Below are 25,028 nucleotides of genomic sequence, written 5' to 3' on the forward strand. Positions count from 1 at the left end.
CACGCATGTCCTTCCAGGCCTATCTCGACGCGGTCGAGGACAAGACCGGTCTCACCCCGCGCCAGCTCGTCGACCTGGCGCACGAGCGAGGGTTCGACGAGTCCACGAAGGCGACGCCGATCCTCGAGTGGCTCCAGGACGACTACGGGCTCGGTCGGGGCCACGGCATGGCGATCGTGCACGTCATCACCAAGGGCCCGCAGATCTCGTCGAAGCACGTGGGGTCCGACGGCACGCACCGCGACGAGTCCGACACCCTGTGGCTCGACGGCAAGGCGACCAAGCCAGCCTGACGCCCCGCGGACCCCGCGCGGGTCGCCCTGGCCGTGCCCCGCGCACCGGTGCCCGACGACGTCCCGCGAGCGGGCGGCATCGGGCACCGGTGCGTGCTGCCGGGTCAGGGACCGGGCGGCGTCAGAACGACCAGCGCTGGGCCGCGCTCTGGTTGCAGGTCCAGAGCTGGACCTTCTGGCCGTCGTGGAGCGGCGCCCCGCCCTGGGCGTCGAGGCACTTGCCGGACTGCGGGTTGCGCAGCGCCTGGGTGCCGGCGTCGTAGACCCACTTCTGGGCGCCCGTGCCGTTGCACGTGTAGATCCACACGACGGTGCCGTCCGCGGTCCCGCTGCGCGCGACGTCGAGGCACTTGCCCAGCGCGCGCACCGTCCCGTCGGACCCGCGCGTCCACTGCTGCGCCGCGTTGCCGCTGCAGCTCGCGAGCTGGACCTGGTTGGTGTCGGTCGGGTCGGCCCACGGCACGTCGAGGCACAGCGCGGTGCCGGCGCGGATCGTGCCGGTGCCGGTCGGCAGCCCGCCGCCCGGGTTCGGCTCCTCGGTGCCGCCGCCGTCGCCGATGGGCGTCGCGGTGCCCGTGAACGGGTCGAGCTTGATGTACGCAGCGGTCGGGTTGCCGTCGTGGACGAGCGACTCGTGCGCACCGACGTCGTCGAACGCGAACGCGTACGCCCTGCCGTTCGCCATCTGCTGGTGCGCGAGCTTGGCGTAGACGTTGGTCCGGGGGTCCTGGTAGAAGCCGGCGTTGCTGGTGTCGGGCTGGTTCGGGTTGGTCAGCGCCGTGGTGCGGATGAGCGCGGCGCACAGCGTGCGGGCGATGGGCCCGACGACGTGGTCGTTCGGCGCCTGGAGGTCCTTGTGGCACCCGTACACGCTCGACGCGTCGGGCTTCTTGAAGGCCGCCACCTCGGCCCCGGACCCGTTGCGGAAGCGGAACCAGTCGCCGTCGACCCGCCCGCGGAACTGCGTCCCGGGCTCGTGGGAGAACGGCGTGACGACCATGTCGCGCGTGCGGTAGGAGTTCCAGACCTCGGTGACGTACGAGTCGATCGAGGCCGAGGAGATCTTGCCGACGTCGATCCCGTGCGACGGGTTGAGCGCGCGCAGCCGGCTCCCGTCGGGCGCGCGCTGCACGAGCCCGCCCCACCCGGCGCCCTCCAGCGCCGTGTAGAAGGCTTCGTAGCCGTTCGGCTTGAGCATGCCCGTGCTGAGGACGTGCCCGTCGGACCGCTTCACCCCGACCTGGTACGGCGCGGACCAGTGGTCCACCTGCGTGCTGTTGATCCACAGCCCGCCGTCGTTGAGCGTGTACTCGGTCCAGTTGAAGAGGATGTTCCGGTTGGGGTCGGAGTCGTTCTGGACCGCGGGCTGGACGAGGCGCCCGTCGAGCACGATCTGGAACGACATCTTCTGGCCGTACGAGTAGTAGACGCGCCCGGACAGCTTGGGGAGCTGGATCGTCACGGACTGGCCGGGGCCGGGGCCCGCGATCGACGCGTCAGGTGCCGGGACGGGCACGGGCCCCACTCCGCCGGGCCACGGGTGGAACGTGCCGCCCGCGTCCGCCCAGCCGGCGACGCCGTCGCGCTCGCCGAGGACGTACAGGTAGATCGGCCCCTTGCCCGAGTCGTTGGTGATCGTGAGCGGGATGGTCGCCGGGACCGCGCTCGCGGGGGCCGCCGTACCGACGACCGCCCCGCTCACCGCGAGGACCGCCGCGCACAGCGCGGCCCACGCTCGTCTGCTTCTTCTCCGCCTGTCGAGATTCATGCCGGATCTGCTCCTTGTTCGGTTACTTCGTCGTCACCGCACTCGCCGGACCGGCCCGGCGACAGCGCCGTCCCACACCGGTGTGGGAGCGCTGCCACGACCGTAGCGGACCGCAGCCCCGGACGCCAGGGAGCGCTCCCCCAGCGCCGTCCGGGGGATCGCGACCTCAGGACCGGGCCGGCGCCTAGACTCGAACGAGTGCAGTGCCACCACTACGACGCCGGCCGGTGCCGGTCGTGCAGCCTCCTCGAGCTGGCGTACCCGGCGCAGCTGACCGGCAAGCAGGAGCACTGCGCCGACCTGCTCGCGCCGCTCGCGCCCGACCTGACCTGGCTGCCCACGGTCGAGTCCGCGGAGTCGGCCTTCCGCAACAAGGCGAAGATGGTCGTCACCGGCACGTCCGACGCCCCCGTTCTCGGCATCCTCGGTGAGGGCGGCGGCGTCGACCTCACCGACTGCCCGCTCTACCCGCCCGCCCTCCAGGCGTCGTTCCCCGCGTTCGCGGAGTTCGTGACCCGCGCGCGGCTCGTCCCCTACGACGTGCGCGCCCGCCGCGGCGAGCTCAAGTACGTGCTCGTCACGCTCTCCCCCGACGGCGACCTCATGGCGCGGTTCGTCCTGCGCTCCACCGAGTCGTTGCCCCGCATCCGCAAGCACCTGCCGAGCCTGCTCGACACTCTCCCCTCGCTCCGCGTCGTCTCGGTGAACCTCCACCCGGAGCACAAGGCCGTGGTCGAGGGCGAGACGGAGATCCTCCTCACGGACGCCGAGACGCTGCGCATGCGCGTCAACGGGATCGACCTGCACCTGCGCCCGCAGAGCTTCTTCCAGACCAACACCGACGTCGCCGCCGCGCTCTACCGCCAGGGGCGCGAGTGGGTGGACGACGCCGCGCCCGCCACGGTCTGGGACCTCTACTGCGGGGTGGGCGGGTTCGCGCTGCACGTCGCAGGGCCGGGCCGCGACGTCGTCGGCGTCGAGACGAGCGCCGAGGCCGTCGCGAGCGCGCGGCTCACCGCGCGCGACGCGGGCCTCGACCGCACGACGTTCCTCACCCAGGACGCGACGGCGTTCGCGCTGTCGCGGCAGGACGTGCCCGACCTCGTCGTCGTCAACCCGCCGCGACGCGGCATCGGGGAGACGCTCAGCACGTGGCTCGAGGAGTCCGGCGTCGGGCACGTCGTCTACTCGAGCTGCAACGCGACGTCGCTCGCGCGCGATCTCGCGCTCATGCCGTCGCTGCGCCCGCGCGCCGCCCGGGTGCTCGACATGTTCCCGCAGACGTCGCACTACGAGGTCGCGGTCCTGCTCGAGCGCGCCTGACCGCTCCGCTCGTACGGCTGCCGTTCACCCCGGCGCCGAGGTCGACCCGAGCGGCCGAGATCGACCCTCCGGAGGCCGATCTGGTGACGGGCGGGTCGATCTCGCGGTCAGGGTCGCTCTCCCGCGCGCCGGGCGGCCTCGACGGCGGAGGCCTCGAGCCGCTCCCGGTAGGCCGCCCACTCGGCGTCGTCGAGCGCGGGCAGGTTGCCCCGGCCGTCGCCCGCCGCGCCGTCGACGAGCTCACGCACGATGTCCGCGTGGCCGGCGTGGTGCGCCACCTCCGCGAGCACGTGCACGAGCACCTGGTGGAGCGTGACGTCGCGGTTCCCCGGGCGCCACCACGGCACGTGGCCGGGCGCGTCCAGGTCGAGCGACGCCACGGTCGCGTCGCACAGCTCCGACGACCGGCGGAAGAGCTCCAGGATCTCCTCCCGGCTCTCGTCCGCCGTGGCCCACATGTCGGCGTTCACCTCCGCGCCGTCGGCGAACCAGGGCAGCTCCAGGTCGTGCGTGCCGCCGAACGCCTCGTGCAGGTAGCCGAGCTGCACGCTGCCCACGTGCTTCACCAGGCCCAGGACGTTCGTGCCGGTGCGCGTGAGCGGACGGCGGACGTCGTACTCGCTCAGCCCCTCCGCCTTGGCGAGCAGCGCGTCGCGCTCCCTGCTCAAGTACCGCTGCAGCGTCGCCTTGGGGTCGTGGTCAGGTGCCGTCGGTGTGCTCATCCACCGGACGCTACCGACGCCCTCCGACGCCGGTGCCAGACTCGCCCCATGGGCACCGTGCACGCAGAGATCACCGACCGGCTGGCGGCGTTCGTCCTCGCGCAGCCGGTGTTCTTCGTCGGTACCGCCCCGCTCGCGGCGGACGGCCACGTCAACGTCTCGCCCAAGGGCATGGCGGGCACGTTCGCCGTGCTCTCGCCGCACCGCGTCGCCTACCTCGACTACACCGGGTCGGGCGCAGAGGCACCCGCGCACCTGCGGGAGAACGGCCGCATCGTGGTGATGTTCTGCGCGTTCGCAGGGCCGCCCAACATCGTCCGGTTCCACGGCACCGGCCGGTACGTCGAGGCCGGGAGCGCGGAGTTCGACGCGCTGCGCGGGCACTTCGCCAAGACGGAGACCGCCGGGCAGCGCGGCGTCGTCGTCGTGGACGTCACGCGCGTCTCCGACTCGTGCGGGTTCTCCGTCCCGCACCTCGAGCTCGTCGAGGACCGCGACCTGCTCGACCGCTGGGCCGGTCGCAAGACGCCCGAGCAGCTCGACGACTACCGGGTCACCAAGAACTCCACGAGCATCGACGGCCTCCCCGCGATCGGCGACCCTGGCGAACCTGTCAGCGCGTCGTCGCGGTCGAGCGCGACCACTCGCTGACACGTCGAGGGGCCCGTCACCTGTCAGGGGTCGCGGGCGTCGCGTCGAGGTAGGCCCGGCCGCGCGGGGAGAGGCGGTAGCCGACGTCCAGGCTCACGGTGAGGCCGAGCTCCTTGAGACGGCGCACGCGCACCTTGAAGTCGTCGCGCGCCATCCCGAGGCCGGCGGCGAGCTCGCGCGCGACGACCCCCTCGTTCGCCGCGACCAGCTCCAGGTACTGCCGGGTCCACGGCGCCGCGGCGGCGCGGTCCTTGCGGTCCAGTGCCGCGCGGATCTGCTCGACGGCGGCCGCGTCCAGGTCGGCGTCCTCGCGCAGCGCGACGCGCGGGTCGGGGCCCGCGAGCCGGATGCCCACGCGGTAGAGGTCGCCCTCGCGCGCGGCGCCCCGGGCGAGCACGCGCTCCGGGGAGTCCATCCCCGCGAGGCGCGCCTCGTCGTCGGACACGAGCGGCGCACCGTCCGCGCCGGTCGGCACGCGCTCGACCGACGTCACCTCGACGACCCCGACCCGCGTGCGCTGGAGCGTCCCCACCTTCACGCGCGGCGTCGTCCAGCGGCGGAACGCCAGCGTCACCGTCCCGTCCTGGAGGCCGCGCAGCGTGCGGGCGTCGAGGAGCACGCCTCCGAGCGTACGACGCCACCGCCCCGATCTCCCGAGGGAGAGCCCCGGTCACGCGAGGTAGAGACGTGGTCACGACCAGGGCTCTACCCCGGCGAACCAGGGCTCTACCTCGCCGCACCAGGGCTCTACCTCGGCAGGGTCGGGTCTCGGGGCCCTGGTCAGGCGAGCTCGGGGCGGCGGGCGACGGTGAGGACGTGGGTGTCGGGCCAGTCGACGGGCTCGCCGGTCGCGGCGTCGTGCAGCGCCGCGACGGGCGCGAGGGCGTGCTCGACGACCCACTCGTTGCGCCACGCGCCGCTGCCCGGCTCGAGCTCGAAGCCGGCGTCCGCGAGCAGGTCCGCCCACCGCGGGCCGCTGAGGTCGCAGAACCGCTCGTGGCACTCGGACAGCCAGTTGTCGACGTAGTCCTTGCGGGTCAGGAACTCCATCGCCTCGCGCAGCGTGAGCCGCCACGACCCGGGGCCCAGCCGCGCGGGCGCGAACGCGGCGCCGGACAGGCGCGGGAAGTCGTGCGCGAACTGGACCAGGCGCGCGTCGGTGGACAGCGCGCCGACCCACGCGGCGACGTCCGCGCGCGCGAGGCGGTCGAGGTCGACCCGCGCCCCGCCGGGCCCGTCCCCGGTGGCCGCTGCGCCGTCGTCGGTCCGCAGGGTGAGCACGACGACGCGGTCCGGCTCGGCCGGGCCGCACACGTCGGAGTTGATCCACACCCCGCCGGGCCTGGTGTGGGCGTGGACGCGGCGCGCGAACGTCTCGACGTCGCGCACGCCGTCCCCGTACGACGAGACCTCGTGCGTGAGGGCGATCGTGAGGGTCGTGTCGACGGTCGCGTCGGGCATCACGGACCGGTCGAGGATGTTCGCCTGCACGAACCACACGTGCGGGTTCGCGAACGCGCCCTGGGCCTTCTTGTGCTCGGCCTCGGCGACGAGGTGCCGCGCGACGTCGACCCCGAACAGGTCGGACTCGTGCAGGCGCGGCTCGCGCGCGACGTGCTCCAGGAGGCCGCCGGTCGCGCAGCCGATGTCGACGATCCGCCCGGGCCGCACGTGGGGCGCCACCTGGGCCCACTTGCGCGCGGACGCGTCCTCGAACGCGGCGGCGTAGGTGCGGTAGTCGCGCGTCGAGGTGAGGTCGCCGTCGCCCGAGACGACGGGGTCGGCGAAGATCCGCCGCACGTCCTCGACGAACCGGTAGCGCGCGTAGAACTCGGGCACGGCCGGGTGCGCGACCTCCCGCCAGCCCTCGTCCCCCGCGGCGATCTGCTCGACGACGTCCCACGGCCGGGCGGGGAGCTCCCCGCCCGGCTCGGCGGCGTCGAGCTCGACCCCCGCGACGCGGTAGCCGAGCGCGCGGTACGCGTCCACGAGCGCCGGCGTCGAGCAGGCGACGACGGTGTCGGCGGGGTCGGGCGCGACGCCCGTCGCCGTCGCGACGCTCGTCACGACGAGCTGCGCGAACCGGTCGTCGGGCGCGACGTCCGGCACCGGCACGACGACGGACGCGAGCCCCTCGCGCGTCGTCACGTTCTCGACGAGCGCCTCGCGCCGGTGTCCCGGCAGCGGGTTGCGGCGGGTGCCCGCGTGGTTCGCGGACGTGACGACCCACACGACCTCGACGTCCGGGGCGCACCGGACACGGCGCCCGTCGAGGTCGCGGACGAGCCCGGCGCGCAGCGCCCGGAGGTAGTCGACCTGGTAGCGCGTGACGACGTGGTGGCGCCCCGGGAAGAGGACGCGACGGACCGGCCGACGGACCGGCGGAGCGGCAGGAGGGTGCACCCGCACACCGTGCGGCGTGGCGCCGCCCCGGTGCAACCTGTCTCACGTCTCGGTCCGCGTCGACGACGCGTGTTCGCTCTCCGTGAAGGCCCCGGACCGGAGAACCCGCTGGTTGCCGGGGCGCACGCGCGTGAGCGCTCCCCGGTCCGGCCGTCCTGGACGCCCGTCCACGATGCGGAGCACAGGGGACGTATGGGACGGTGTTCGCGATGTTCTGGATCGTGGCAGGGGCTGTGCTCGTCGTGTCCGGCCTCGCGATCGCCGCGACGGCCGCCCGCGGCGCGCGCCGAGCCGGTTCCACCGGGGCGAACGGGATCGCGATCGCGGTCGGCGGCGGCCTCGTGATCTGGGGCGCGATCGCCCTGACCGTCGGGCTCCTCACGCAGGACTGAGCGCCGCCTCCCGGGCGTCGACGACCTCCGCCCCGGTCACCGCCCCGGAGAGCCCGCGCCGTCCGCGCGTGAACGGGACCGCGGCGACCGACACCACGGCGAACAGCCACGCGACCGGCGCGGCCACGTCGCCCACCACCGCGAGCGCCGCCGGGACGTCCGTCGGCAGGTCGGCGAGCAGGCCCAGCGCTCCCCACAGCGCGCCCCCGGCTGCCGCGCGGGCGACGCGCTGCGCCGTCGTGCCGGGCCGGCCCGCCCAGCGCGGCGCGAGCCACACGGTCCGTTGCCCCCAGGACGCGCCGCTGCCGAGGAACGTCGGCACGACGAACACGAGCGCGAACGGGACGAGCGTGCCGAGCAGCCACTGCGCCCAGTCCGTCCCGTCGGGCAGCGGACGCCCGAGCAGGAGGAGCACCGTGCGGTAGCCCACCTGGAGCACCACCCCGAGCGCGGTGACGAGCAGCGCGTCGAGCAGCATCCCCAGCCAGCGGCGCCACACCGTCACGGGTCGCGCCTCGTCCCGGCGCGCCTCGAGCTCCGCGGCGCGCGGCATCCACCGCAGCACGAGCGGCGCTGCGAGCGCCCCGAGGAACGCGCCGAGCGTGTTGGTCAGGACGTCGTCGACGTCGGCGACGCGGTACGAGCACGGGATGAGCCCGAAGATCCCGGTGTACTGGGTGGTCTCGACGAGCACCGACGCGGCCAGCCCGGAGAGCGTCGCGACGACGACGCCGCGCCCCAGGTAGCGCCGCACGAGCAGCCCCCACGGGACGAACAGGACGACGTTGAACACGACCTGGAGCACGGCCGCGCTGCGCAGGGTCGCGCCGGGGCCGAGGCCCGCGGTGTCGCGCCGGATGTCGGCCAGGGAGTGGAACGGCACGTGCTCCGCCCCCGCGACGCCGTACCGGGCGCACCACTCGGCGAGATCCCCGCTCGGCAGCGGCAGGAGCGTGTACGCGACGAGGGCCACCCCGTAGACGGCGACGGCCGCGGCCCCGACCAGGCGGCGGCCGCTGAGCCCGCCGTACCGGCGCGACTGCCACGCGAGGGCGGGCACGAGGAACGCCGCGAAGAGGAGCGCGCCGCCGATCACGCCGACGTACGCCGGCCACGTCCAGCGGTCGATCACGCGAGGCTCCCACGAGGCTCGGGGGCGGGCCGGCGTGCGCGGGTGCGGGTCGTGGTCACGGGCTCCAGTATCGCGGCGGCTCCCGCGGCACCGCGCTCCGGCGCCTGCCTCCGCACCTCGCTCCGCCCCCCGGACGAGCGCCGACGACGACCGGCCCCGCCGGTGAGGACCTTCGGCGCGGCGTGGGGAAGGACCCCGGCCTACCGTGGAGGTGCGGTCGGTCGCCACGGCCCGCCGAGGGACCACCGAGGACCGGTCCGGGACCGCCCGCCGCGCACCGACCGGTGCGCGCGGCCCGACGGACGAGGTGAGGACGATGAAGGCGGCGCGGTACCACGGCAAGGAAGACCTCCGGATCGAGGACGTCCCGGAGCCCGAGACCAGGCCGGGGACCGTGAAGATCCGGCCCGCGTGGACGGGCATCTGCGGGTCCGACCTGCACCTGTACCTCGAGGGCCCGTTCCCGCCCGCGCCGTCGGAGACCGAGCCGCACCCGCTGTCGGGCGAGACGCTGCCCGTCGTGTTCGGCCACGAGTTCTCCGGGGTCGTCGAGGAGCTCGGCGAGGGCGTCGACGGGCTCGCGGTCGGGGACGCCGTGGTGGTCGAGCCGTTCATGGTGTGCGGCGAGTGCCCGCCGTGCCGCGACGGCCTCTACAACGCGTGCGTGAAGATGGGGTTCATCGGGATCTCCGGCCGCGGCGGCGGGCTGTCCGAGCACATCGTCGTCGAGCGCCGCTGGGTGCACCCCGTGGGCGACGTCCCGCTGGACCAGGCCGCGCTGATCGAGCCGCTCGCGGTCGCGTACCACGGCGTCCGTCTGTCCGGGGCGCAGGCGGGCGACACCGTCCTCGTCGGCGGGGCGGGGCCGATCGGCCTGCTGACGTGCGCCGTGCTGCACGCGATCGGGGCGCGGACGATCGTCACGGAGGTGAGCGGGGCGCGCAAGGCCAAGGCGCTGGAGACGGGCGTGGCCGACGTCGTGCTCGACCCGCGCGAGGTCGACGTCGCCGCGCGCGTGCTCGAGCTCACCGACGGCCGCGGCGCGGACGTCGCGATCGAGTGCTCGGGCGCGCAGCCGGTGCTCGACACCCTGACGCACGCGCTCAAGGCGGGCGGGACGCTCCAGATCGTGGCGCTGTTCTCCGCGCCGCCGACGCTCGACGTCATGACGGTCCTGCTGCGCGAGCTGACCATCAAGGGCGCCATCGGGTACGCGGACGACCACCCCGCGGTCATCCGGCTCGTGCAGGAGGGCAAGGTCGACCTCGCCCCGTTCGTGACGAGCCGCATCGCCGTCGAGGACGTCGTGGAGAAGGGGTACCGCGAGCTCATCGACCACAAGGACGACCACGTGAAGATCGTCGTGTCGGTGTGAGACAGCGGCGCGCGGCCCCCACCGTCCCCGGGGGCCGCGGGCCGCGCTCGACCCGTGCTCGCCGACGCGCCGCGCTCGACCTGCGGTGCGCCGCCCGGCGTGCCACGGTGGAGGCTCACGAGGCCCCGGGAGGTGCCGCATGGACGTCCTCGCCGCCCACGGCGACGCGATCGGCGCGTTCGACGCGCTCGTCCGCCCGCTGCGCGACGACCAGTGGGCGCTGCGCACCCCGGACGCCGACTGGACGGTGCGCGACCTCGTCAACCACCTCACGGCCGAGCAGCTCTGGGCGCCCGAGCTGCTCGCCGGGCGGTGGATCGAGGACGTCGGCTCCGTCTTCGAGGGCGACGTGCTCGGCGACGACCCGGTCGACCGGTGGGTCGACGCGTCCGTCGAGGCCCGCGAGGCGTTCCTCGCGCCCGACGCCCTGGACCGCCGGGTGCACCTGTCCTACGGCGACGAGTCCGGCGCGGAGTACTGCGCCCAGATGACGTTCGACCTCGTGGTGCATGCCTGGGACCTGGCCCGCGCCGTCGGGGCGGACGAGACGGGCGAGCCCGCGCTGGTCGCGTGGGCGCTGCACTACGCGGAGTCCCGCTCGACGTTCCTCGAGCCGGGCCCGCTGTTCCGTGGCCCGCTCGACGTCGACGACGGCGCCGACGACCTCACGCACCTCCTCGCGCTCACAGGCCGCCGCCGCTGACGGTCGCACGCCGGGTGAACCTTCGCGGAACGGTCCGTCCCGCGGGTGGCCCGGCAGGACGGCGGCGCGGGTCGCGCGCGACACTGGCCCCATGCCCTCCACCGCCGCCGGTCGTCCCCCGGAGCAGCGCACGACGGCGCACCGCGCCCGCCTGCTCCGGCCCGCCGCGGACCGCGGGGGCCGCCCGCTCGTCGTGGGCCACCGCGGCAACTCGTCCGTGGCGCCGCAGAACACGCTCGCGGCGTTCGAGGCCGCGGCGCGCGCGGGCGTCGACGCGATCGAGCTCGACGTGCACCTCACGGCGGACCGGCAGGTCGTCGTGCTGCACGACGACGTCGTGGACGAGACGACGGACGGGACCGGCCGCGTGGACGGGCTCACGCTGGCCGAGGTGCGCGCTCTCGACGCCGGGTCGTCGTTCTCGCGCGCGTTCGCGGGCCAGCGCGTCCCGACGTTCGCGGAGGTCGCGCGGTTCGCCGTCGCGCACCCGGGTGTCGGGATCCTCGTCGAGCTCAAGGGCGTCTGGTCGGTCGAGGACGTCCTGCTCGTGACCAAGCAGGTCGACGACGCCGGGCTCGCGGACCGGGTGCTCGTCCAGTCGTTCTGCCCCCCCACGGTCGCCGCGCTGCGCGACGCCGCGGGGCACCTCGACCGGGCGCTGCTGCTCGCGCTGCACCCGGACAGCCTCGCCGAGCTCGTCGAGGTGTGCGCGGACCTGGGGGTCGTGGCCTGCAACCCGGAGGTCGCGCTCCTCGCGCACGAGCCAGGACTCGTGGACACGCTCCACGACGCGGGACTGCGCGTGCACGTGTGGACCGCGAACACGACGGACGAGTGGGACGACCTCCTCGTGCGGGGCGTCGACGGCGTCATGACCGACCGGCCGGACCGGCTCGTCGGCTGGCTCGACGCCCGGTTCGAGGACCCTCGACGGGTGAGCCTGGCGCCGCGCCCCTAGCGTGGACGGATGAGCGCCACCCCGACGCCCTCGCCCGGTCCGCTCCCCACCCCGCCCGACCCGCCCGGCCCGGTACCCGCACGCGCCCCGGCCGTGTGCGTGCTCGCGCTGACGCCGCTGCTCACCGTGGAGATCGAGCCTGCCGGGCCCTACGAGACCTCGCCCGAGGTGCACGTCCACCCCGGCGGCCAGGGGCTGTGGCTCGCGCGCATGGCGTACTCGCTCGGCGCGCAGGTCGTGGTGTGCGGGCCGTTCGGCGGGGAGACGGGGACGGTCGCGGCGCACCTCGCGCGCGCCGAGCACCTCGACCTGCGCGCGACGACGACCGGCGGCAACGGCGCGTACGTCCACGACCGCCGCAGCGGGCACCGGGAGGAGGTCGTGACCATGGACCCGTTCCCGCTCAACCGCCACGAGGTCGACGACCTGTACGGCACCGTCCTCGTCTCCGGGCTCGACGCCGCGGTGACCATCCTCACCGGGTCGGAGACCGCGGTCGGGGTCCCGGCGTCGTTCTTCGGACGGCTCGCGCGCGACCTGCACGCCTCGGAGCGCCAGGTGGTCGCCGACCTCTCCGGGGAGCAGGCGCGCGCCGTGGCCGACGCGCCCGGCGCGGTGCTCAAGATCAGCCACGAGGAGATGGTCGACGGCGGGTTCGCCGACGACGACACCGAGGCGGCCCTGCTCGCCGCCGCGCGCGGCATGGTCGACGCCGGGCCGCGCGCGGTCGTCGTGTCGCGCGCGCACGACCCCTCGCTGCTCGTGACGCGCGAGCACACGTACACCGTGCGCACGCCGCGCATCACGACCGTCGACCACCGCGGCGCGGGCGACTCCATGACGGCGGGCATCGCCGTCGGGCTGGGCCGCGGCCTCGAGCTCCCGGACGCCGTGCGTCTCGGTGCCGCGGCGGGAGCGCTCAACGTCACGCGGCGCGGTCTCGGCACGGGCCGCCGCGACCAGATCGAACGCCTCGCGCGCCGCATCACGGTGCGCGAGGCGCGCACCTGAACCCGACCGCCGGGCCCGACCCCCGACCCTCCGACCCTCGACCCCCGACGACTGAGGAGAACCACCGTGCGTGCTCTCGTGACCAACGACGACGGGATCGACTCCCCCGGCCTGGCGGTGCTCGCCGGGGCGGCGCTCGACGCCGGCTACGAGGTCGTCGTCGCGGCCCCCGCCCGCGAGTCGTCGGGCGCCAGCGCGTCCCTGCTCGGCGCCGAGCGCGACGGGCGGCTCGCCGTCGAGCCGCGCCGCGCGCCGGGCCTGCCCGACGACGTGACCTCCTACGCCGTGCGCGCCGCCCCCGCGCTCATCGCCTTCGTCGCCGCCTACGGCGGGTTCGGCCCCCGGCCGGACCTCCTGCTCTCGGGGGCGAACAAGGGCGCCAACACCGGCAACGCGATCCTGCACTCCGGGACGGTCGGCGCGGCGCTGTCCGCGATGACGCACGGGATCCGGTCGCTCGCCGTCTCGGTGGACGCGGCCGAGCCGCAGCACTGGGACACCGCGCGCCTCGTCACCGACCACGTGCTCGCGTGGATGGACGACCCCGCGTCACGGGACGTGCCGCTCGACCGGCGCACGCTCAACGTCAACGTCCCCGACGTCCCGCCGGACCGGCTGCGCGGGCTGCGGCAGGCTCCGCTCGCGACGTTCGGGCTCGTGCAGGCGAACATCCACGAGGACGGCGACCGGCACCTGGTACTCCAGTACTCCGGCACGGAGCGGCACTCCGAGCCCGACTCCGACACGGGCCTGCTCACGCGCGGCTGGGCCACCGCGACGCTCCTCGTCGCGCCGTACGCCGACGCGACGGTCGAGGTCCCTGGCCTGACCTGAACCCGTTCGTGGGGTCGGTCGAGCAGGGGGACGCGTCCGGGTCCGGTCCTCAGCCTCGGGGGCGGCGGTCGCCGTCCCCCGGGTCGCCGTCCCCGTCGTCCCCGGGGACGCCGTCCCTGTCGTCGGCGGGGTCGACCGATCTCGCCTCGTCGGTGGTGTCCTCGTCGGGTACGGCGCCGTGCTCGGCCGTGCGCTCGCGCTCCTCGATGACGTCCTGGCCCGGTCCCGCGAACGCGCGCGACCGCTCCTCCCCCTCGGGGGTCCCGCTGAAGAAGGCGGACTCCGCGGCCTCGGGCGTCGCGTCGTCGTGCCCGACGACGGGGAGCGGCCGGGTCCCTCCCGGCACCTCGGCGTCGTGTCCGGTGCGGGCGCCGACGTCCCGCTCGTCCGGTCGCCCCACCGGGCCCGGCACGACCCCGACGAGGCGCGTCGGGTCCTCGCTCGGCGCGGCGCCCGCGCCCGCCCCCGCGCGCCGGATCGTCCCGAGGACCACGGGCGCGTCGGCCCGCCGCGAGCCACGCTCGGCGGGCAGGCGAGGCGGGCGCGCCGGGGCGACGGGGGCTCCGTCCCCGCCCTCGGCGGTGCCCGCCACGTCGCCTCGGGCGCCGTCGCTCGCCGCGGCGACCGACCCGTCGTCGGCCACGTCGACGGCGTCCGCCGCCCGTTCGAGCCGTGTGCGCGGCAGACCTTGCGGCGCCGCGCGCTGGAGCCAGTCGACGAGGCCCTCGCGCACGAAGCACCGCAGGTCGAACAGCGTCGGGGCGTCATGCGCGCTCACGAGGGCGCGGACCCGCACGAGGCCCCCGACGGCGTCGGTCACCTGGAGGATGCCGACGCGCTCGTCCCACAGGTCGGTGAGCGCGAGCAGACGCCGCAGCTCGGCCCGCATCGGGCCCACCGGCACCTCGAAGTCGAGGTCGAGCTCGACGGTCCCCAGCAGGTCGGCGGCGCGGCGGGTCCAGTTCTGGAACGGCGTCGTCGTGAAGTACGTGGACGGCATGATGAGGCGGCGGTCGTCCCAGAGGTGCACCACCACGTAGGTCATGGTGATCTCCTCGATCCGGCCCCACTCGCCCTCGAGGACCACGACGTCGTCCACGCGGATCGCGTCGGTGAACGCGATCTGCATGCCCGCGAACACGTTCGCGAGCGACGTCTGCGCCGCGAGGCCCGCGACGATCGAGATGAGCCCCGCCGACGCGAGCAGGCTCGCCCCGGCGGCGCGCGCCGCCGGGAAGGTGAGCAGGATGCCCGCGACCGCGCACACGACGATCACCGCCACGGTCAGTCGGCGCAGCACCGTGATCTGGGTACGGACGCGGCGCGCGTGCCGGTTGTCCGCGGTGTCCATGCGGTAGCGCTGGAGCGCGGAGTCCTCGAGCACGAACGCGATCGCGCCCACCCACCACGCGCCGACGACGATGAGCGCGATGAGCAGGAGGTGCTCGACCGCGGGGCGCCACGGCGTGGACGCGTCCGTCGTCAGGCGGACCGCGATCCACACCGCGACGACGGTGAGCACCGCCCGGTCCGGTCGGCGCAGCCGCCGCGAGAGGTCGCGGGCGAGCTCGCTGCGCCGGCCCGCCCGGCGGACCACCGCGGAGATCACCGTCCCCAGGACGAACGCCAGCAGGACGCCCGCCGCGACCGCACCGAGGGTGACGAGGACGTCGGTCGTGTTCTCGATCTCGGTGTCCATCCCCCCAGGCTAGGCAGGGCTCCGGGTGGTCACCTCCGGGCCGCGGGACGGGAGCGACGCTCCCCGCCCCGTGGTGGGCGGGCGAGCCACGGGGCGAGCAGCCGCGTCACGCGCGGCAGCACGAGGTAGGTCATGACGGGCGTGAGGACGAGCGTGGTGGCGAGCACGCGTGGGACGACCGGCACCGCGTCCCAGGCCGGGACCAGGCTCCCGACGAGCAGCGTGAACGCGAGGTTGACCGGGAAGAACCCGAGCCAGATGCTCACCGACTGCTTCCAGCGCGGCGGCGCCGCCGCGCTCGCCGGTGGCGCGGTCGACGTCGGGGCGTCGAACCAGCCCTCGATGCCCGTGCGGCGCTGGACCCGTGTCTCCTCGACGAGGTCCCTCCCCTGCGCGAGCCAGCGCACCCGGTCCGGCGACGTCTCCCACGCGTCGAGCGTGGTGGCATCGGCGAAGCGGTAGAGCATGTGCCAGTCGTGCGACCCGGCGGCAGCACGCACCCAGCCGGAGCCGAGGAACCCGGGGTAGCGGTTGGCGAGGTTGACACCGGTCTGCACCCAGCGCGTGACCGCGGGGACGTTCTCGGGCAGGACCCTCCGCTCGATCGCGACGGTCACCGGCCCAGCGGCGGGGGTGACGAGCGGACGGTGGTCGGCACGGGCACGCGGGGTCGGAGGCAGGGCACGGGCGGGGTCGCCGCCGGTCCGCCGCTCGCCCTCGGGGACGTCGTAGGTCATGGGACGAGTGAACGTGGCAGGTGTTTCCGGGTCGTGAACCTGCGCGGGCGCGGGACGGATCGTCCCGCGGGTCGGGACGACGGCCGACGCGCGGGCCGCGCGGGCCGGGCCTACCGTGGCAGGCATGATCTCGTGGGAGCTCGCGCTCGCGCTGCGCGACGCGGGCGTGCGGTGGTCCCCGGCGTCGGGCGACCGCTTCCGCCTCCTCGCCACGGGCGGCGACGGCGACGTCTTCACCGTGAGCGACATGACGATCGAGCCGCACGAGTTCGACACCGGCGTCGTGCTCGGCTTCAACGGGACCACCGAGTGGGCGCTCGACTCGGTCGCGCTCGAGGACGCGCTCTGGCACCCGCTCGAGGAGCAGCTCCGCGAGCTGCTCGGGGGCACCTTCCGCGCGCTGGAACGGTCGGCGGCCGGGTACGTCGTGCGCACCGAGGTGCTCGACGACCTCGCGACGTTCGCCGGGACGGACGCGGCAGACGCCTACGCGCGCGCCCTGCTCGCGCTCGTCGCCGCGAGCACCGAGGACCTGCCCTGACCCGCCGGCGGACGACGAGCTGGCTCGAGGACGTGCGACGCGCTCCGTCCGTCGTGCGGCGCGTGCTGCGCGCGCTGGGCGACGAGCTGCCCCCTGCGGTCGATCCCGAGCCGCCCGAGGTGTCGCCCGACCTCGTCCCTCTTCTGCGCGAGCTCGGGACCGCTCTGCTCGACTCCGGGCGCTCCGTGACGGACGTCGGGGACGACCTGGAGGCCGTCGCGCGGCGCTCGGGCGCGTCGACCGTCGGCACGCTCGTCCTCCCGACCGGCGTCTTCGTCCGGGTCAGCACCGCGGGCGGCACGGTCGCCGACTTCGCGGCCGCCGCCGCGAGCGGACTCAACCTCGACCAGATCGGGGCGCTCACGACCCTCGTGCACCGCCTGCGCACGACCGACGTCCCGCTCGCCGAGGCCCGCGCCGAGCTGCGCGCGATCGTCGAGCGCCCGCCGCGGTTCGGCGCGGTCCTCACGATCGTCGGCCACGGGCTGCTCACGATCGGGTTCGGCCTCGTGCTCAACCCGACCGCCCGGCTCCTGCCGGTCTACCTCGCGCTCGGGATCCTCGTCGGCGCACTGCGCTGGCTCGGGACCCGGTGGCCGACGCTCGCCACCGCCCTGCCCGTCGTCGCGGCGTTCGTCGTGACGCTCCTGGCGGTCGACGTCGTCCACCCCTGGCTCGGCGACGACCCGCTGAGCGTCCTCGTGCCGCCCCTCGTCTCGTTCCTGCCCGGCTCGGTGCTCACGGTGGCCGCGATCGAGCTGACGAGCAACCAGATCGTCGCCGGCGCGAGCCGGCTCGTGTACGGGGTCGCGCAGCTCCTGCTCCTCGTGTTCGGGGTCGTCGCGGGCGCGGCGGTCGCGGGTCCGCTCGTCGCCGCCCCCGCCGCGGACCAGCTCGGGTGGTGGGCGCCGTGGGTGGGGATCCTCGCCGTCGGGCTCGGGCAGATGTACTTCGCCTCGTCGCCGCGCGGCTCGCTGCCCTGGGTCCTGCTCGTCCTGCTCGGCGCGTACGCGGCGCAGCTCGCCGGGGCGCTCGCCGCGGCACCGCTCGCGGGGTTCGTGGGCGCCCTCGTCATCGCTCCGCTCGCCGCGCTCGTGGAGCGGACGCCGCACGGGCCGCCCGCCGCCGTCACGACCCTCCCGGCGTTCTGGCTCCTCGTGCCCGGGGCGCTCAGCCTGCTGGGCCTCTCCGACCTGGTGAACGGCGGACCGGAGGCGGCCCAGGAGATCGCGAACGCGGTCGTCGCCGTGTTCGGGATCGCGCTCGGCACCCTGGTCGGGTCGGCGGTCACACGGGACGCGGGACGGGTGACACGTACCCTCTTCACATCCTGACCACACGGTCGGCACCCCATTCCCGAGGCTTCCCCCCGTCAGAGGGTCCCGCTGGACGCACGTCTAGTTGAAGATGGAACAGCCGACCGGTCTCCGTGGTCCACCCTGCGACCAGACCAGCCGGCGTCGTGGTGAGAGGGCGCACGCGCCCCGCCCCGACCGCACGCCGTCGTGGTCACCCAGCGCTCCGTCCTGCGCAGGTGCACCAGGGATGGGAGCGCTTCCGCGTTCGACCGCCCGCGACCACGGCCCGATGATCGGATCGTTCGCTTGACCACTGCACAGCACCACAAGACCGCACCGCACACGACCAGCACCACCGGCGCGCGCCCCGCCGCTCCCGGCGAGGCGCGCTAGATGGGCCGCCACACCGCGAGCCGGGCCTCGCTCCCCGCAGCCCTCGCCTCCGCCGCGCGCCGCGGCGCGCACGGCGCCGCCCGGGTCGTGCCCGGCCGTCGCCGCACCCTCGGGACCGGTGCCGCCGTGGCGGCCGTCGCGCTCACCGCGAGCACCGCCGCGGCCGCCTTCGCCGACGGTCCCGCGTCGTCGTCGACCGCGTCCGCGTCCGCCGCGCAGGCCACGACGCCGTCCGTCACCACCGCTGCCGGCACGGCAGCCACGGCCCTGGGGGCGGCCGCGGCCGACCCCGCCACCGTCGACGCCGCGAGCGACGCCCTCGTGCGTGCCCAGTTCCTCACCGGGGAGGGCGCCGCCGGGCTCACCCCCGAGCAGATCGCCCAGATCGAGGACGCGCGCGCCCGGCTCAGCACGGCCGTCACCGCGTCCTCGACCGGCGGCGCGGCCGCGTTCGCCGGCCTGCCCGCGCTGGTCGGCTCCGGCCTCGCCGCCGCCGCGGGCGACACGGGGGCCGGCAGCGCCGCCGAGGACGACGCCGCGGACGACACCGAGGGCGATGTGCTGCTGACCGCGGCCGACACCCTCGACGCGAGCGTGCCCGGCCTCGTCGAGCGCGGCTCGGACCGTGCGAGCCGGTCCTCGGCGCGCACGTCCCTCGACGACCTCACGGCCTTCCCGACGCTCGATCCGACCGTGCCCGACCTGGCCGAGCAGTCAGGAGAGACGTCCGGCGAGGCGGCCGACGCCGCCGCGAGCGCCGACGCCTCGACCGAGTCCCCCGAGGAGGACGCGGCGGCCGCCGAGTCGGCGACCGCGTCGCCCGACCTCACGACCGGGACGGCGCCGGACGCCACGGCCGACGCCGCCGAGGCGCCCGTGCCCGCGGGCTCCACCGAGGAGATCGCCGCGCTGACGGCCGAGCTCTCCACGCTGCTCGACGCGGCCGGCTCGGGCGTGACCGTCCAGGTGGTGCCCGGTCCGCCGTCGGCCGAGGAGATCGCTGCCCAGCTCGACCAGTGGGCCGCCTCCACCGCGGGCTTCGGCAACGGGCAGATCCCCGCGAGCGCCCTGTGCGACCTGTCGTTCGCGCCGGGCGAGCAGCTCCGCTGCGACGCCGCCCACCAGATCGAGGCGCTCAACCAGAAGTTCGTCGAGACGTTCGGCGTGAACCTCTCGGTGACGGACTCCTACCGCTCCTACGCGTCGCAGGTCGCGGTCAAGGCGTCGCGCGGCTACTTCGCCGCGCCCCCCGGCATGTCGAACCACGGCTGGGCGCTCGCGCTCGACCTCGGCGGCGGCATCCAGGGGTACGGCACCGCGCAGTACGAGTGGATGCGCGCCAACGCGCCGGCCTACGGCTGGGACAACCCCGAGTGGGCCCGCGCCGGCGGCTCGAAGAACGAGCCCTGGCACTGGGAGTACGGCGACCTCTCCTGAGGTTCCGCTCCCCCGACCACGGCCCCGGCGCCGCGACGACCTCGCGGACCGGGGCCGTCGTCGTCCCGTCAGGCGAGCGCGGTCGCGACGAGCAGCATCGTCACGAGGAAGCCCGTGACGAGGTTGAGCCACAGGAACGTGCGCCACCCGGCGTTCGCGCGCTCGCAGTCGTCGTCGCGCACGTCGCGGAACCGCAGCACGTTGGCGGCGTACGGGAGCGGCAGGAGCGCGGCGAGGACGCCGGGCCACGGCACGACCGCGAGGACGGCGGCCGCGGCGACGTACGCCACGGCCGCGCCGAGCACGGTCGCGTGCGCCCCGACCGCCGTCGCGACGGACGCGATGCCGCCCTCCCGGTCCGCCCGGACGTCCTGCACGGCGCCGAACGCGTGCGACGCCATCCCCCACAGGACGAAGCCCACGAGCACGGGCCACACCGAGCGCGCCGACAGGTCCGCGCCCACGAGGACGAGCGCGTACAGCAGCGGCCCGGCGAAGTGCATCGCCGACGTGAACGAGTCGAGGAACGGGCGCTCCTTGAACCGCAGGCCCGGCGCGGAGTACGCCACCACGCCGAGCACGACGAGCGCGAGGACCAGCCCGGCGAGCGGGTCGCCGAGGAGCAGCAGGGCGACGAGGAACGGGACGTTCGTCGCGACGCACGCGCGCAGGATGCGGCGGTGCGTGGCACGCGCGGTCGCCGGGTCGGCGAGCGCGCCCTCGATCCCGCCCTTGCGCGGGTTGCGCAGGTCGCTCGCGTAGTCGAAGACGTCGTTCACGCCGTACATGAGCAGGTTGTAGGGCACCAGGAAGTACAGGGTCCCGACGACGAGCGCGAGGTCGACCCGGCCCTCCGTCGCGACGAGGTAGCCCGCGGTGAACGGGTAGGCGGTGTTGATCCACGAGAAGGGCCGCGACGCGGCGAGCACGTCCTTCACCGGGCGCCCTCGTCCGGTCGCCCGTCGGCGGCCCGACCGCCCACGGCGCGGTCGCCGGTCGCGCGCCCGCGCGTCCCGAGCGCCGTCCACAGCACCGGCATGGCCAGCGCGGCGGCGAGCGCGTAGGCGAAGTCCTCGAGCGGTGCGCCCCAGAGGTAGACGCCGAGGATCTTGCCCGGGTCGTAGACGTAGAGGTCGGCCGCGATCATGAGCGTGTCGAACACGAGCGTGAGCACGCACAGCACGACGGCCGTCACCACGAGCGGGCGGGGCCGCAGGCGCCGCAGCACGCGCCACGACACGACGATGAGCGCCGTCAGGACGATGACGTTGAGCACGAGGTTCGTCACGCGTCGCCCTCCGCCCGGCTCCGTCGCGCGGCGAGCACGCGCTCGGCGCCGCGCCAGACCAGCAGCGCGGTGTAGCACAGCAGCGTCAGGAAGACCGCCTCCTCGACGGGGAGGTCGGGCGCGAGCAGGAGCCCGGTCATCCACGGGCTCTCCCCGCGCGCGAAGATGCCGAGCACGAGCCCCGCGGCGTCCCAGAGGAGGAACCCCACGACGCCGAGCCCCACCGTGAGCGCGGCGCGGCGCGGGTCCGCCCAGAACGCGAGGCGGAAGCGCCGGTCGAGCACGGCGAGGCCACCGAGCGAGACCGCGAGCGCCCCGAGGTAGACCAGACCCGTCACCGGCGGACCTCGACCGGTCGCGCACCTGACGGCCGGACCCGCTCGGGCCGTCGGCTCGCCGCGAGGTAGCCAGGGCGCAGCGGCGTCGGCAGCGGGCGCGCCGACGTCTCGCCGAGCAGGCGCTTCGCGACGAGCTCGGCGCTGATGAGGCACATCGGCAGTCCCACGCCCGGGATCGTGCCACCTCCGGCGTGGTAGAGCCCGTCGACACGGCGGGACGCGGTACCGGGCCGCCACAGGGCGGACTGTCGGAGCGTGTGCTCCATGCCGAGGGCGCCGCCGCGCCAGGACGAGAGCTCGGCCGCGAAGTGGGCGGGCCCGAGCACGCGCCGCGTGACGACCCGGCCTGGGAGGTCCGCGACGCCCGCCCACCGGCCCACCTGGGCGAGGTAGCGGTCCGCGAGCGCGTCGAGCGTGCGACGCGACGCGGCGTCCGCGCCGAGCGTCGGGTCGGCGGGGAACGGGACGAGGAGGAAGAGGTTCTCGTGCCCCGGTGGCGCCGCGGGCGCGCCCGACGACGGCCCGTCGGTCGCGGAGGTGCGCGACACGTAGAGGGACGCGGGGTCGGGGACGCGCAGCCCCGCGGGGTCGCTGCGCCGGTCGGTGCCGAGCACGGCGTCGAAGTTCGCGGGCCAGTCGCGCGTGAAGAAGAGGGAGTGGTGCGCGAGCTCGGGCAGCTCGCCCCGTACCCCGGCGAGCACGAGCAGCGCCGAGATCCCCGGTCCCTTGCCCTCCCACGACGCGGCGGGCAGGTCTGCCCACCGCGGCTCGAGGAGCGCGGTCTCCGTGTGGTGCCGGTCGGCGGCCGACACGACGAGGTCCGCCTCGACGAGCTCGCCCGAGGCGAGGCGGACGCCCGTGACGCGCCCGCGGCGTCGGGCACCGGGGACCACCTCGATCCCGGCGACGTCCGCACCGGTCCGGAGCTCGACGCCCTCCGCGCGCGCGAGCCGCACCACGGCCTCGATCAGCGTGTGCATCCCGCCGCGCGGGTACCGCACGCCGTCGACGAGGTCGAGGTGGCTCATGAGGGAGTACAGCGCGGGCGCGCGGTAGGGCGAGGACCCCAGGAAGACGGCGTGGTAGCCCAGGAGCTGGCGCAGCCGAGGGTCCTCCACGGCGCGCGCGGCCCGGTCGGCGAGCGGCTCGCGCAGCAGCGCGGCGAGGCGCGGGAGACGACGCAGCACCTCCGGGGCGAGCGCGCGGTCGGGCCGCTCGAACGTGGTGTAGAGGAAGTGGTCGAGCGCGAGGCCGTACGCCTCGCTCGCGTCGGCCGCGTACGCCGCCATGCGGTTCCCGGCACCGGGCTCGATCGCGTCGAACCGGGCGCGGTTCACGCCCGGGCTCGCGGAGAGCTCGAACGTGGACGCCGCACCCCCCGGGCCGTCGGGCTCGAAGAACACGCGGTAGGCCGGGTCGAGCGGCACGAGGTCGAGGTGGTCGTCGACGCGCGCGCCCAGGAGCGCGAAGAAGTGCTCGACCACCTCCGGCATGAAGTACCAGGACGGCCCGGTGTCGAAGCGGAACCCGTCCAGCTCGAGCGTGCCCGCCCGGCCGCCCAGGTCCGCGTGACGCTCCAGCAGCGTGACGGCCGCGCCCCCGCGCGCCAGGAGCGCCGCGGTGGCGAGCCCCGAGATCCCGCCCCCGACGACGACGACGCGCGGTGCCCTCACGCGAGCACCTTCCGCGGACGCGCGGGTCGGCCCGACGCCATCTGCCCGAGGAGCTGACCACCCGCGGCGCGGGCGGCGAGCGCGACCTTCACGGGGTCGGGGACGCGCACGCGGGCCCGCAGGATGTCCTCGGGCGGCGTCGCCGCGAGCCGGGCGAGCAGCCGCTCGTACACGGCGACCGTCGCGGCGACCGCGACGCGGGGGCGCACCGGGAGGCCCGGCAGCGCCGCGCGCGCCGCCGCGAGGTCCTCCTCGACCTCCCGGCAGAAGGCCTCGACGTCGCGACGGCGCAGGCGGCCCGGGACGACGCCGGGCAGGTAGGCACGTCCGAGCTCGTCGTGGTCGGTGCGCAGGTCGCGGAGGAAGTTGATCTTCTGGAACGCGGCGCCGAGCGCGCGCGCCCCGCGGACGAGGACCGGGTCGGCGACCCGCAGGGGCTCCCCGGGGCGACGGCGCGCGTTGAGGAAGACCGCGAGGCACATGAGGCCGACGACCTCCGCCGAGCCGTACACGTACCGCTCGTAGCTCTCGCGGTCGTGCACGCGCACCGTGAGGTCCGTGCGCATCGACGCGAAGAAGGGGTCGACCTCGTCGTGGCCGACGCCGCACCGGCGGGCGGTCAGCGCGAAGGAGTGCACGACGAGGTTGGTCGACCACCCGCGGTCGAGCGCGCGCGTCACCTCGGCCTCCAGCTCGTCGAGGAGGTCCGCCGCGCCGTCGCCGCGGCGCGTGTCCACGACCTCGTCGGCGATGCGCACGAGGCCGTAGATGGCGTCGATCCCGTCACGCGTCGGCGCGTCGAGCAGGCGCGCGCCCAGCCCGAACGAGGTCGAGTAGGACGCGAGCACGACCCGGCTCGTGCGCGCGGCGGTCAGGTCGTACAGCCGTGCCGGGTCGCTCTCGTCGCGCACAGGTGGTCCCGTCTCCCGTCGCCGGGGCACCTCCCCGGTCATTCCTCAGCATGCTGAGGAATCCAGGGTCGCACGAGATGGGCGGACTCACACCTCGGGGGCGCCCTCCGCCCCGCCGGCCGCCGCGACCTCGATCCGCCGCGGGCCCGCCTGCCAGGCCTCCCACGCCGACGAGATGATCTCGGGCAGCCCGTTCGTCGCCGTCCAGCCGAAGAGCTCGTTGATCCTGCGCGGGTCGCCGACGAGCTGCGGCGGGTCGCCCGCGCGCCGCGGCAGGACCTCCGGCGTGACGTCGAGCCCGCTCACGCGCCCGATCTCGTCGATCACCTCGCGCACCGACGACCCCTGCCCCGTCCCGACGTTGAACACGTCGAAGGGGCGCTCCTCGACGTCGAGGTACCCGAGCGCCGCGAGGTGCGCGTGCGCGAGGTCCAGGACGTGGATGTAGTCACGGATGCACGTGCCGTCCGGCGTCGGGTAGTCGTCGCCGAAGATCTTGGGCTGCTCGCCGCGCTCCAGACGGTCGAGCACCATGGGCACGAGGTTCAGCACAGCGGGGTCGCCGAGGTCCGGCCAGCCCGCGCCGGCCACGTTGAAGTAGCGCAGCGCGACGAACCGCAGGCCCCACGCGCGACCGGCCGCGCGGCCCAGCCACTCGCCGACGAGCTTGGTCTCGCCGTAGGGGTTGATCGGCTCGGCGTGCAGCTTCTCCTCGACGAGCGAGACCGACGGCATCCCGTAGGTCGCCGCGGAGGACGAGAACACGAGGCGGTCGACGCCGGCCGCCTGCATCGCCGTGACGAGGTTCGTGAACCCGCCGACGTTCTGCTGGTAGTACCAGGCCGGCTTCTCGACCGACTCGCCGACCTGCTTGCGCGCCGCGAAGTGGACCACCGCGCGGACGTCGTGCTCGGTGAGGGCACGCGTCAGCACGTCCACGGCCTCCGGGGACGCGACGTCGACCTCGACGAGCGTCGCGTCGCCGACGCGGTCCGCGCGACCGGTGCTGAGGTCGTCGACCACGACCACCTTCTCGCCGCGCTCCTGCAGGAGGCGCACCACGTGCGCGCCGATGTACCCGGCTCCGCCGGTCACGAGGATCGTCATGGCACCCACCCTAGTGGGGCCGCCCCGCTCCCCCGCCGCGC

Annotated in this window: 25 protein-coding genes; 12 read left to right on the forward strand and 13 right to left on the reverse strand. The window is 75.2% G+C overall.

Annotation, left to right across the window (positions count from 1 at the left end; genetic code table 11):
* The first annotated feature begins 5 nt into the window (after positions 1-5).
* The gene (locus ACFC2L_RS01920; protein WP_375822539.1) at positions 6-293 is read left to right on the forward strand and encodes a DUF4287 domain-containing protein; all 288 of its coding nucleotides are present in this window, start codon (positions 6-8) and stop codon (positions 291-293) included.
* A gap of 121 nt (positions 294-414) precedes the next feature.
* Here ACFC2L_RS01920 and ACFC2L_RS01925 read toward each other — a convergent pair whose 3' ends face one another.
* On the reverse strand, positions 415-2,061 hold the full coding sequence (locus ACFC2L_RS01925) for a beta-1,3-glucanase family protein (RefSeq protein ID WP_375822540.1): 1,647 nt from the start codon (positions 2,059-2,061) through the stop codon (positions 415-417).
* A gap of 198 nt (positions 2,062-2,259) precedes the next feature.
* Between ACFC2L_RS01925 and rlmC the strand changes: the two genes are divergently transcribed.
* On the forward strand, positions 2,260-3,384 hold the full coding sequence (rlmC, locus tag ACFC2L_RS01930) for a 23S rRNA (uracil(747)-C(5))-methyltransferase RlmC (RefSeq protein WP_375822541.1): 1,125 nt from the start codon (positions 2,260-2,262) through the stop codon (positions 3,382-3,384).
* 107 nt (positions 3,385-3,491) lie between these two features.
* Here the strand turns inward: rlmC and ACFC2L_RS01935 are convergent, their stop codons facing one another.
* Entirely contained in the window at positions 3,492-4,106 is a 615-nt protein-coding gene (locus ACFC2L_RS01935; protein WP_375822542.1) for a DinB family protein, read from the reverse strand.
* Between the two features lie 48 nt (positions 4,107-4,154).
* Here ACFC2L_RS01935 and ACFC2L_RS01940 point away from each other — a divergent pair, with 48 nt between their 5' ends.
* The gene (locus ACFC2L_RS01940) at positions 4,155-4,757 is read left to right on the forward strand and encodes a pyridoxamine 5'-phosphate oxidase family protein (protein WP_375822543.1); all 603 of its coding nucleotides are present in this window, start codon (positions 4,155-4,157) and stop codon (positions 4,755-4,757) included.
* A 16-nt stretch (positions 4,758-4,773) separates the two neighbouring features.
* On the opposite strand, the gene ACFC2L_RS01945 is transcribed toward ACFC2L_RS01940, so the two are convergent.
* Positions 4,774-5,376 (reverse strand): ASCH domain-containing protein, encoded by a 603-nt coding sequence (locus ACFC2L_RS01945; RefSeq protein WP_375822544.1) that lies wholly within the window; start codon positions 5,374-5,376, stop codon positions 4,774-4,776.
* A gap of 161 nt (positions 5,377-5,537) precedes the next feature.
* A complete protein-coding gene (locus ACFC2L_RS01950; RefSeq protein WP_375822545.1) occupies positions 5,538-7,160 on the reverse strand; it encodes a class I SAM-dependent methyltransferase in 1,623 nt (540 codons plus the stop codon).
* 209 nt (positions 7,161-7,369) lie between these two features.
* Between ACFC2L_RS01950 and ACFC2L_RS01955 the strand changes: the two genes are divergently transcribed.
* Positions 7,370-7,552: a hypothetical protein gene (locus ACFC2L_RS01955; protein WP_375822546.1), complete on the forward strand. Its 183-nt coding sequence runs from the start codon at positions 7,370-7,372 to the stop codon at positions 7,550-7,552.
* Here the strand turns inward: ACFC2L_RS01955 and ACFC2L_RS01960 are convergent.
* Positions 7,539-8,684 (reverse strand): VanZ family protein, encoded by a 1,146-nt coding sequence (locus ACFC2L_RS01960; RefSeq protein WP_375822547.1) that lies wholly within the window; start codon positions 8,682-8,684, stop codon positions 7,539-7,541. The genes ACFC2L_RS01955 and ACFC2L_RS01960 overlap by 14 nt on opposite strands.
* A 316-nt stretch (positions 8,685-9,000) precedes the next feature.
* Here ACFC2L_RS01960 and ACFC2L_RS01965 point away from each other — a divergent pair, with 316 nt between their 5' ends.
* The 5 genes from ACFC2L_RS01965 (at position 9,001) to surE (ending at position 13,565) form a co-directional block, all read left to right on the forward strand.
* Entirely contained in the window at positions 9,001-10,059 is a 1,059-nt protein-coding gene (locus ACFC2L_RS01965; protein ID WP_375822548.1) for a 2,3-butanediol dehydrogenase, read from the forward strand.
* A gap of 139 nt (positions 10,060-10,198) precedes the next feature.
* Positions 10,199-10,762 carry a TIGR03086 family metal-binding protein gene (locus ACFC2L_RS01970; RefSeq protein ID WP_375822549.1) on the forward strand — a complete coding sequence of 188 codons (564 nt, stop codon included), beginning with the start codon at positions 10,199-10,201 and terminating at the stop codon, positions 10,760-10,762.
* A 91-nt stretch (positions 10,763-10,853) separates the two neighbouring features.
* Entirely contained in the window at positions 10,854-11,720 is an 867-nt protein-coding gene (locus ACFC2L_RS01975) for a glycerophosphodiester phosphodiesterase (protein ID WP_375822550.1), read from the forward strand.
* A 9-nt stretch (positions 11,721-11,729) separates the two neighbouring features.
* Positions 11,730-12,731 carry a 1-phosphofructokinase family hexose kinase gene (locus tag ACFC2L_RS01980; RefSeq protein WP_375822551.1) on the forward strand — a complete coding sequence of 334 codons (1,002 nt, stop codon included), beginning with the start codon at positions 11,730-11,732 and terminating at the stop codon, positions 12,729-12,731.
* Between the two features lie 66 nt (positions 12,732-12,797).
* Positions 12,798-13,565, forward strand: a complete 768-nt coding sequence (surE, locus tag ACFC2L_RS01985) for a 5'/3'-nucleotidase SurE (RefSeq protein WP_375822552.1) — start codon at positions 12,798-12,800, stop codon at positions 13,563-13,565.
* 49 nt (positions 13,566-13,614) lie between these two features.
* Here the strand turns inward: surE and ACFC2L_RS01990 are convergent, their stop codons facing one another.
* Together ACFC2L_RS01990 and ACFC2L_RS01995 are read right to left on the reverse strand one after the other, a co-directional pair.
* Entirely contained in the window at positions 13,615-15,264 is a 1,650-nt protein-coding gene (locus ACFC2L_RS01990) for a mechanosensitive ion channel family protein (protein WP_375822553.1), read from the reverse strand.
* Between the two features lie 29 nt (positions 15,265-15,293).
* On the reverse strand, positions 15,294-16,001 hold the full coding sequence (locus ACFC2L_RS01995; protein WP_375822554.1) for an antibiotic biosynthesis monooxygenase: 708 nt from the start codon (positions 15,999-16,001) through the stop codon (positions 15,294-15,296).
* A gap of 124 nt (positions 16,002-16,125) precedes the next feature.
* On the opposite strand from ACFC2L_RS01995, the gene ACFC2L_RS02000 reads away from it, so the two are divergent.
* The 3 genes from ACFC2L_RS02000 (at position 16,126) to ACFC2L_RS02010 (ending at position 19,670) form a co-directional block, all read left to right on the forward strand.
* On the forward strand, positions 16,126-16,542 hold the full coding sequence (locus tag ACFC2L_RS02000; RefSeq protein WP_375822555.1) for a pilus assembly protein CpaE: 417 nt from the start codon (positions 16,126-16,128) through the stop codon (positions 16,540-16,542).
* Between the two features lie 32 nt (positions 16,543-16,574).
* On the forward strand, positions 16,575-17,876 hold the full coding sequence (locus tag ACFC2L_RS02005) for a threonine/serine exporter ThrE family protein (RefSeq protein ID WP_375822556.1): 1,302 nt from the start codon (positions 16,575-16,577) through the stop codon (positions 17,874-17,876).
* A gap of 357 nt (positions 17,877-18,233) precedes the next feature.
* Positions 18,234-19,670: a D-alanyl-D-alanine carboxypeptidase family protein gene (locus ACFC2L_RS02010; RefSeq protein WP_375822557.1), complete on the forward strand. Its 1,437-nt coding sequence runs from the start codon at positions 18,234-18,236 to the stop codon at positions 19,668-19,670.
* A gap of 68 nt (positions 19,671-19,738) precedes the next feature.
* Here the strand turns inward: ACFC2L_RS02010 and ACFC2L_RS02015 are convergent, their stop codons facing one another.
* The 6 genes from ACFC2L_RS02015 to galE all read right to left on the reverse strand — a co-directional run bounded on the left by ACFC2L_RS02015 (position 19,739) and on the right by galE (position 24,987).
* Entirely contained in the window at positions 19,739-20,608 is an 870-nt protein-coding gene (locus ACFC2L_RS02015) for a prenyltransferase (RefSeq protein ID WP_375822558.1), read from the reverse strand.
* On the reverse strand, positions 20,605-20,958 hold the full coding sequence (locus ACFC2L_RS02020) for a lycopene cyclase domain-containing protein (protein ID WP_375822559.1): 354 nt from the start codon (positions 20,956-20,958) through the stop codon (positions 20,605-20,607). Before ACFC2L_RS02020 ends, ACFC2L_RS02015 begins: the two co-directional genes overlap by 4 nt.
* Positions 20,955-21,296 (reverse strand): lycopene cyclase domain-containing protein, encoded by a 342-nt coding sequence (locus tag ACFC2L_RS02025; protein WP_375822560.1) that lies wholly within the window; start codon positions 21,294-21,296, stop codon positions 20,955-20,957. The genes ACFC2L_RS02020 and ACFC2L_RS02025 overlap by 4 nt, the downstream gene beginning before the upstream one ends.
* Positions 21,293-22,969: a phytoene desaturase family protein gene (gene crtI / locus ACFC2L_RS02030; protein WP_375822561.1), complete on the reverse strand. Its 1,677-nt coding sequence runs from the start codon at positions 22,967-22,969 to the stop codon at positions 21,293-21,295. Before crtI ends, ACFC2L_RS02025 begins: the two co-directional genes overlap by 4 nt.
* Positions 22,966-23,880 (reverse strand): phytoene/squalene synthase family protein, encoded by a 915-nt coding sequence (locus tag ACFC2L_RS02035; protein WP_375822562.1) that lies wholly within the window; start codon positions 23,878-23,880, stop codon positions 22,966-22,968. The genes crtI and ACFC2L_RS02035 overlap by 4 nt, the downstream gene beginning before the upstream one ends.
* 87 nt (positions 23,881-23,967) lie before the next feature.
* On the reverse strand, positions 23,968-24,987 hold the full coding sequence (galE, locus tag ACFC2L_RS02040; RefSeq protein WP_375822563.1) for a UDP-glucose 4-epimerase GalE: 1,020 nt from the start codon (positions 24,985-24,987) through the stop codon (positions 23,968-23,970).
* Positions 24,988-25,028: the final 41 nt, after the last annotated feature.

Source organism: Cellulosimicrobium sp. NPDC055967, assembly GCF_042269845.1.
GTDB lineage: Bacteria > Actinomycetota > Actinomycetes > Actinomycetales > Cellulomonadaceae > Cellulosimicrobium.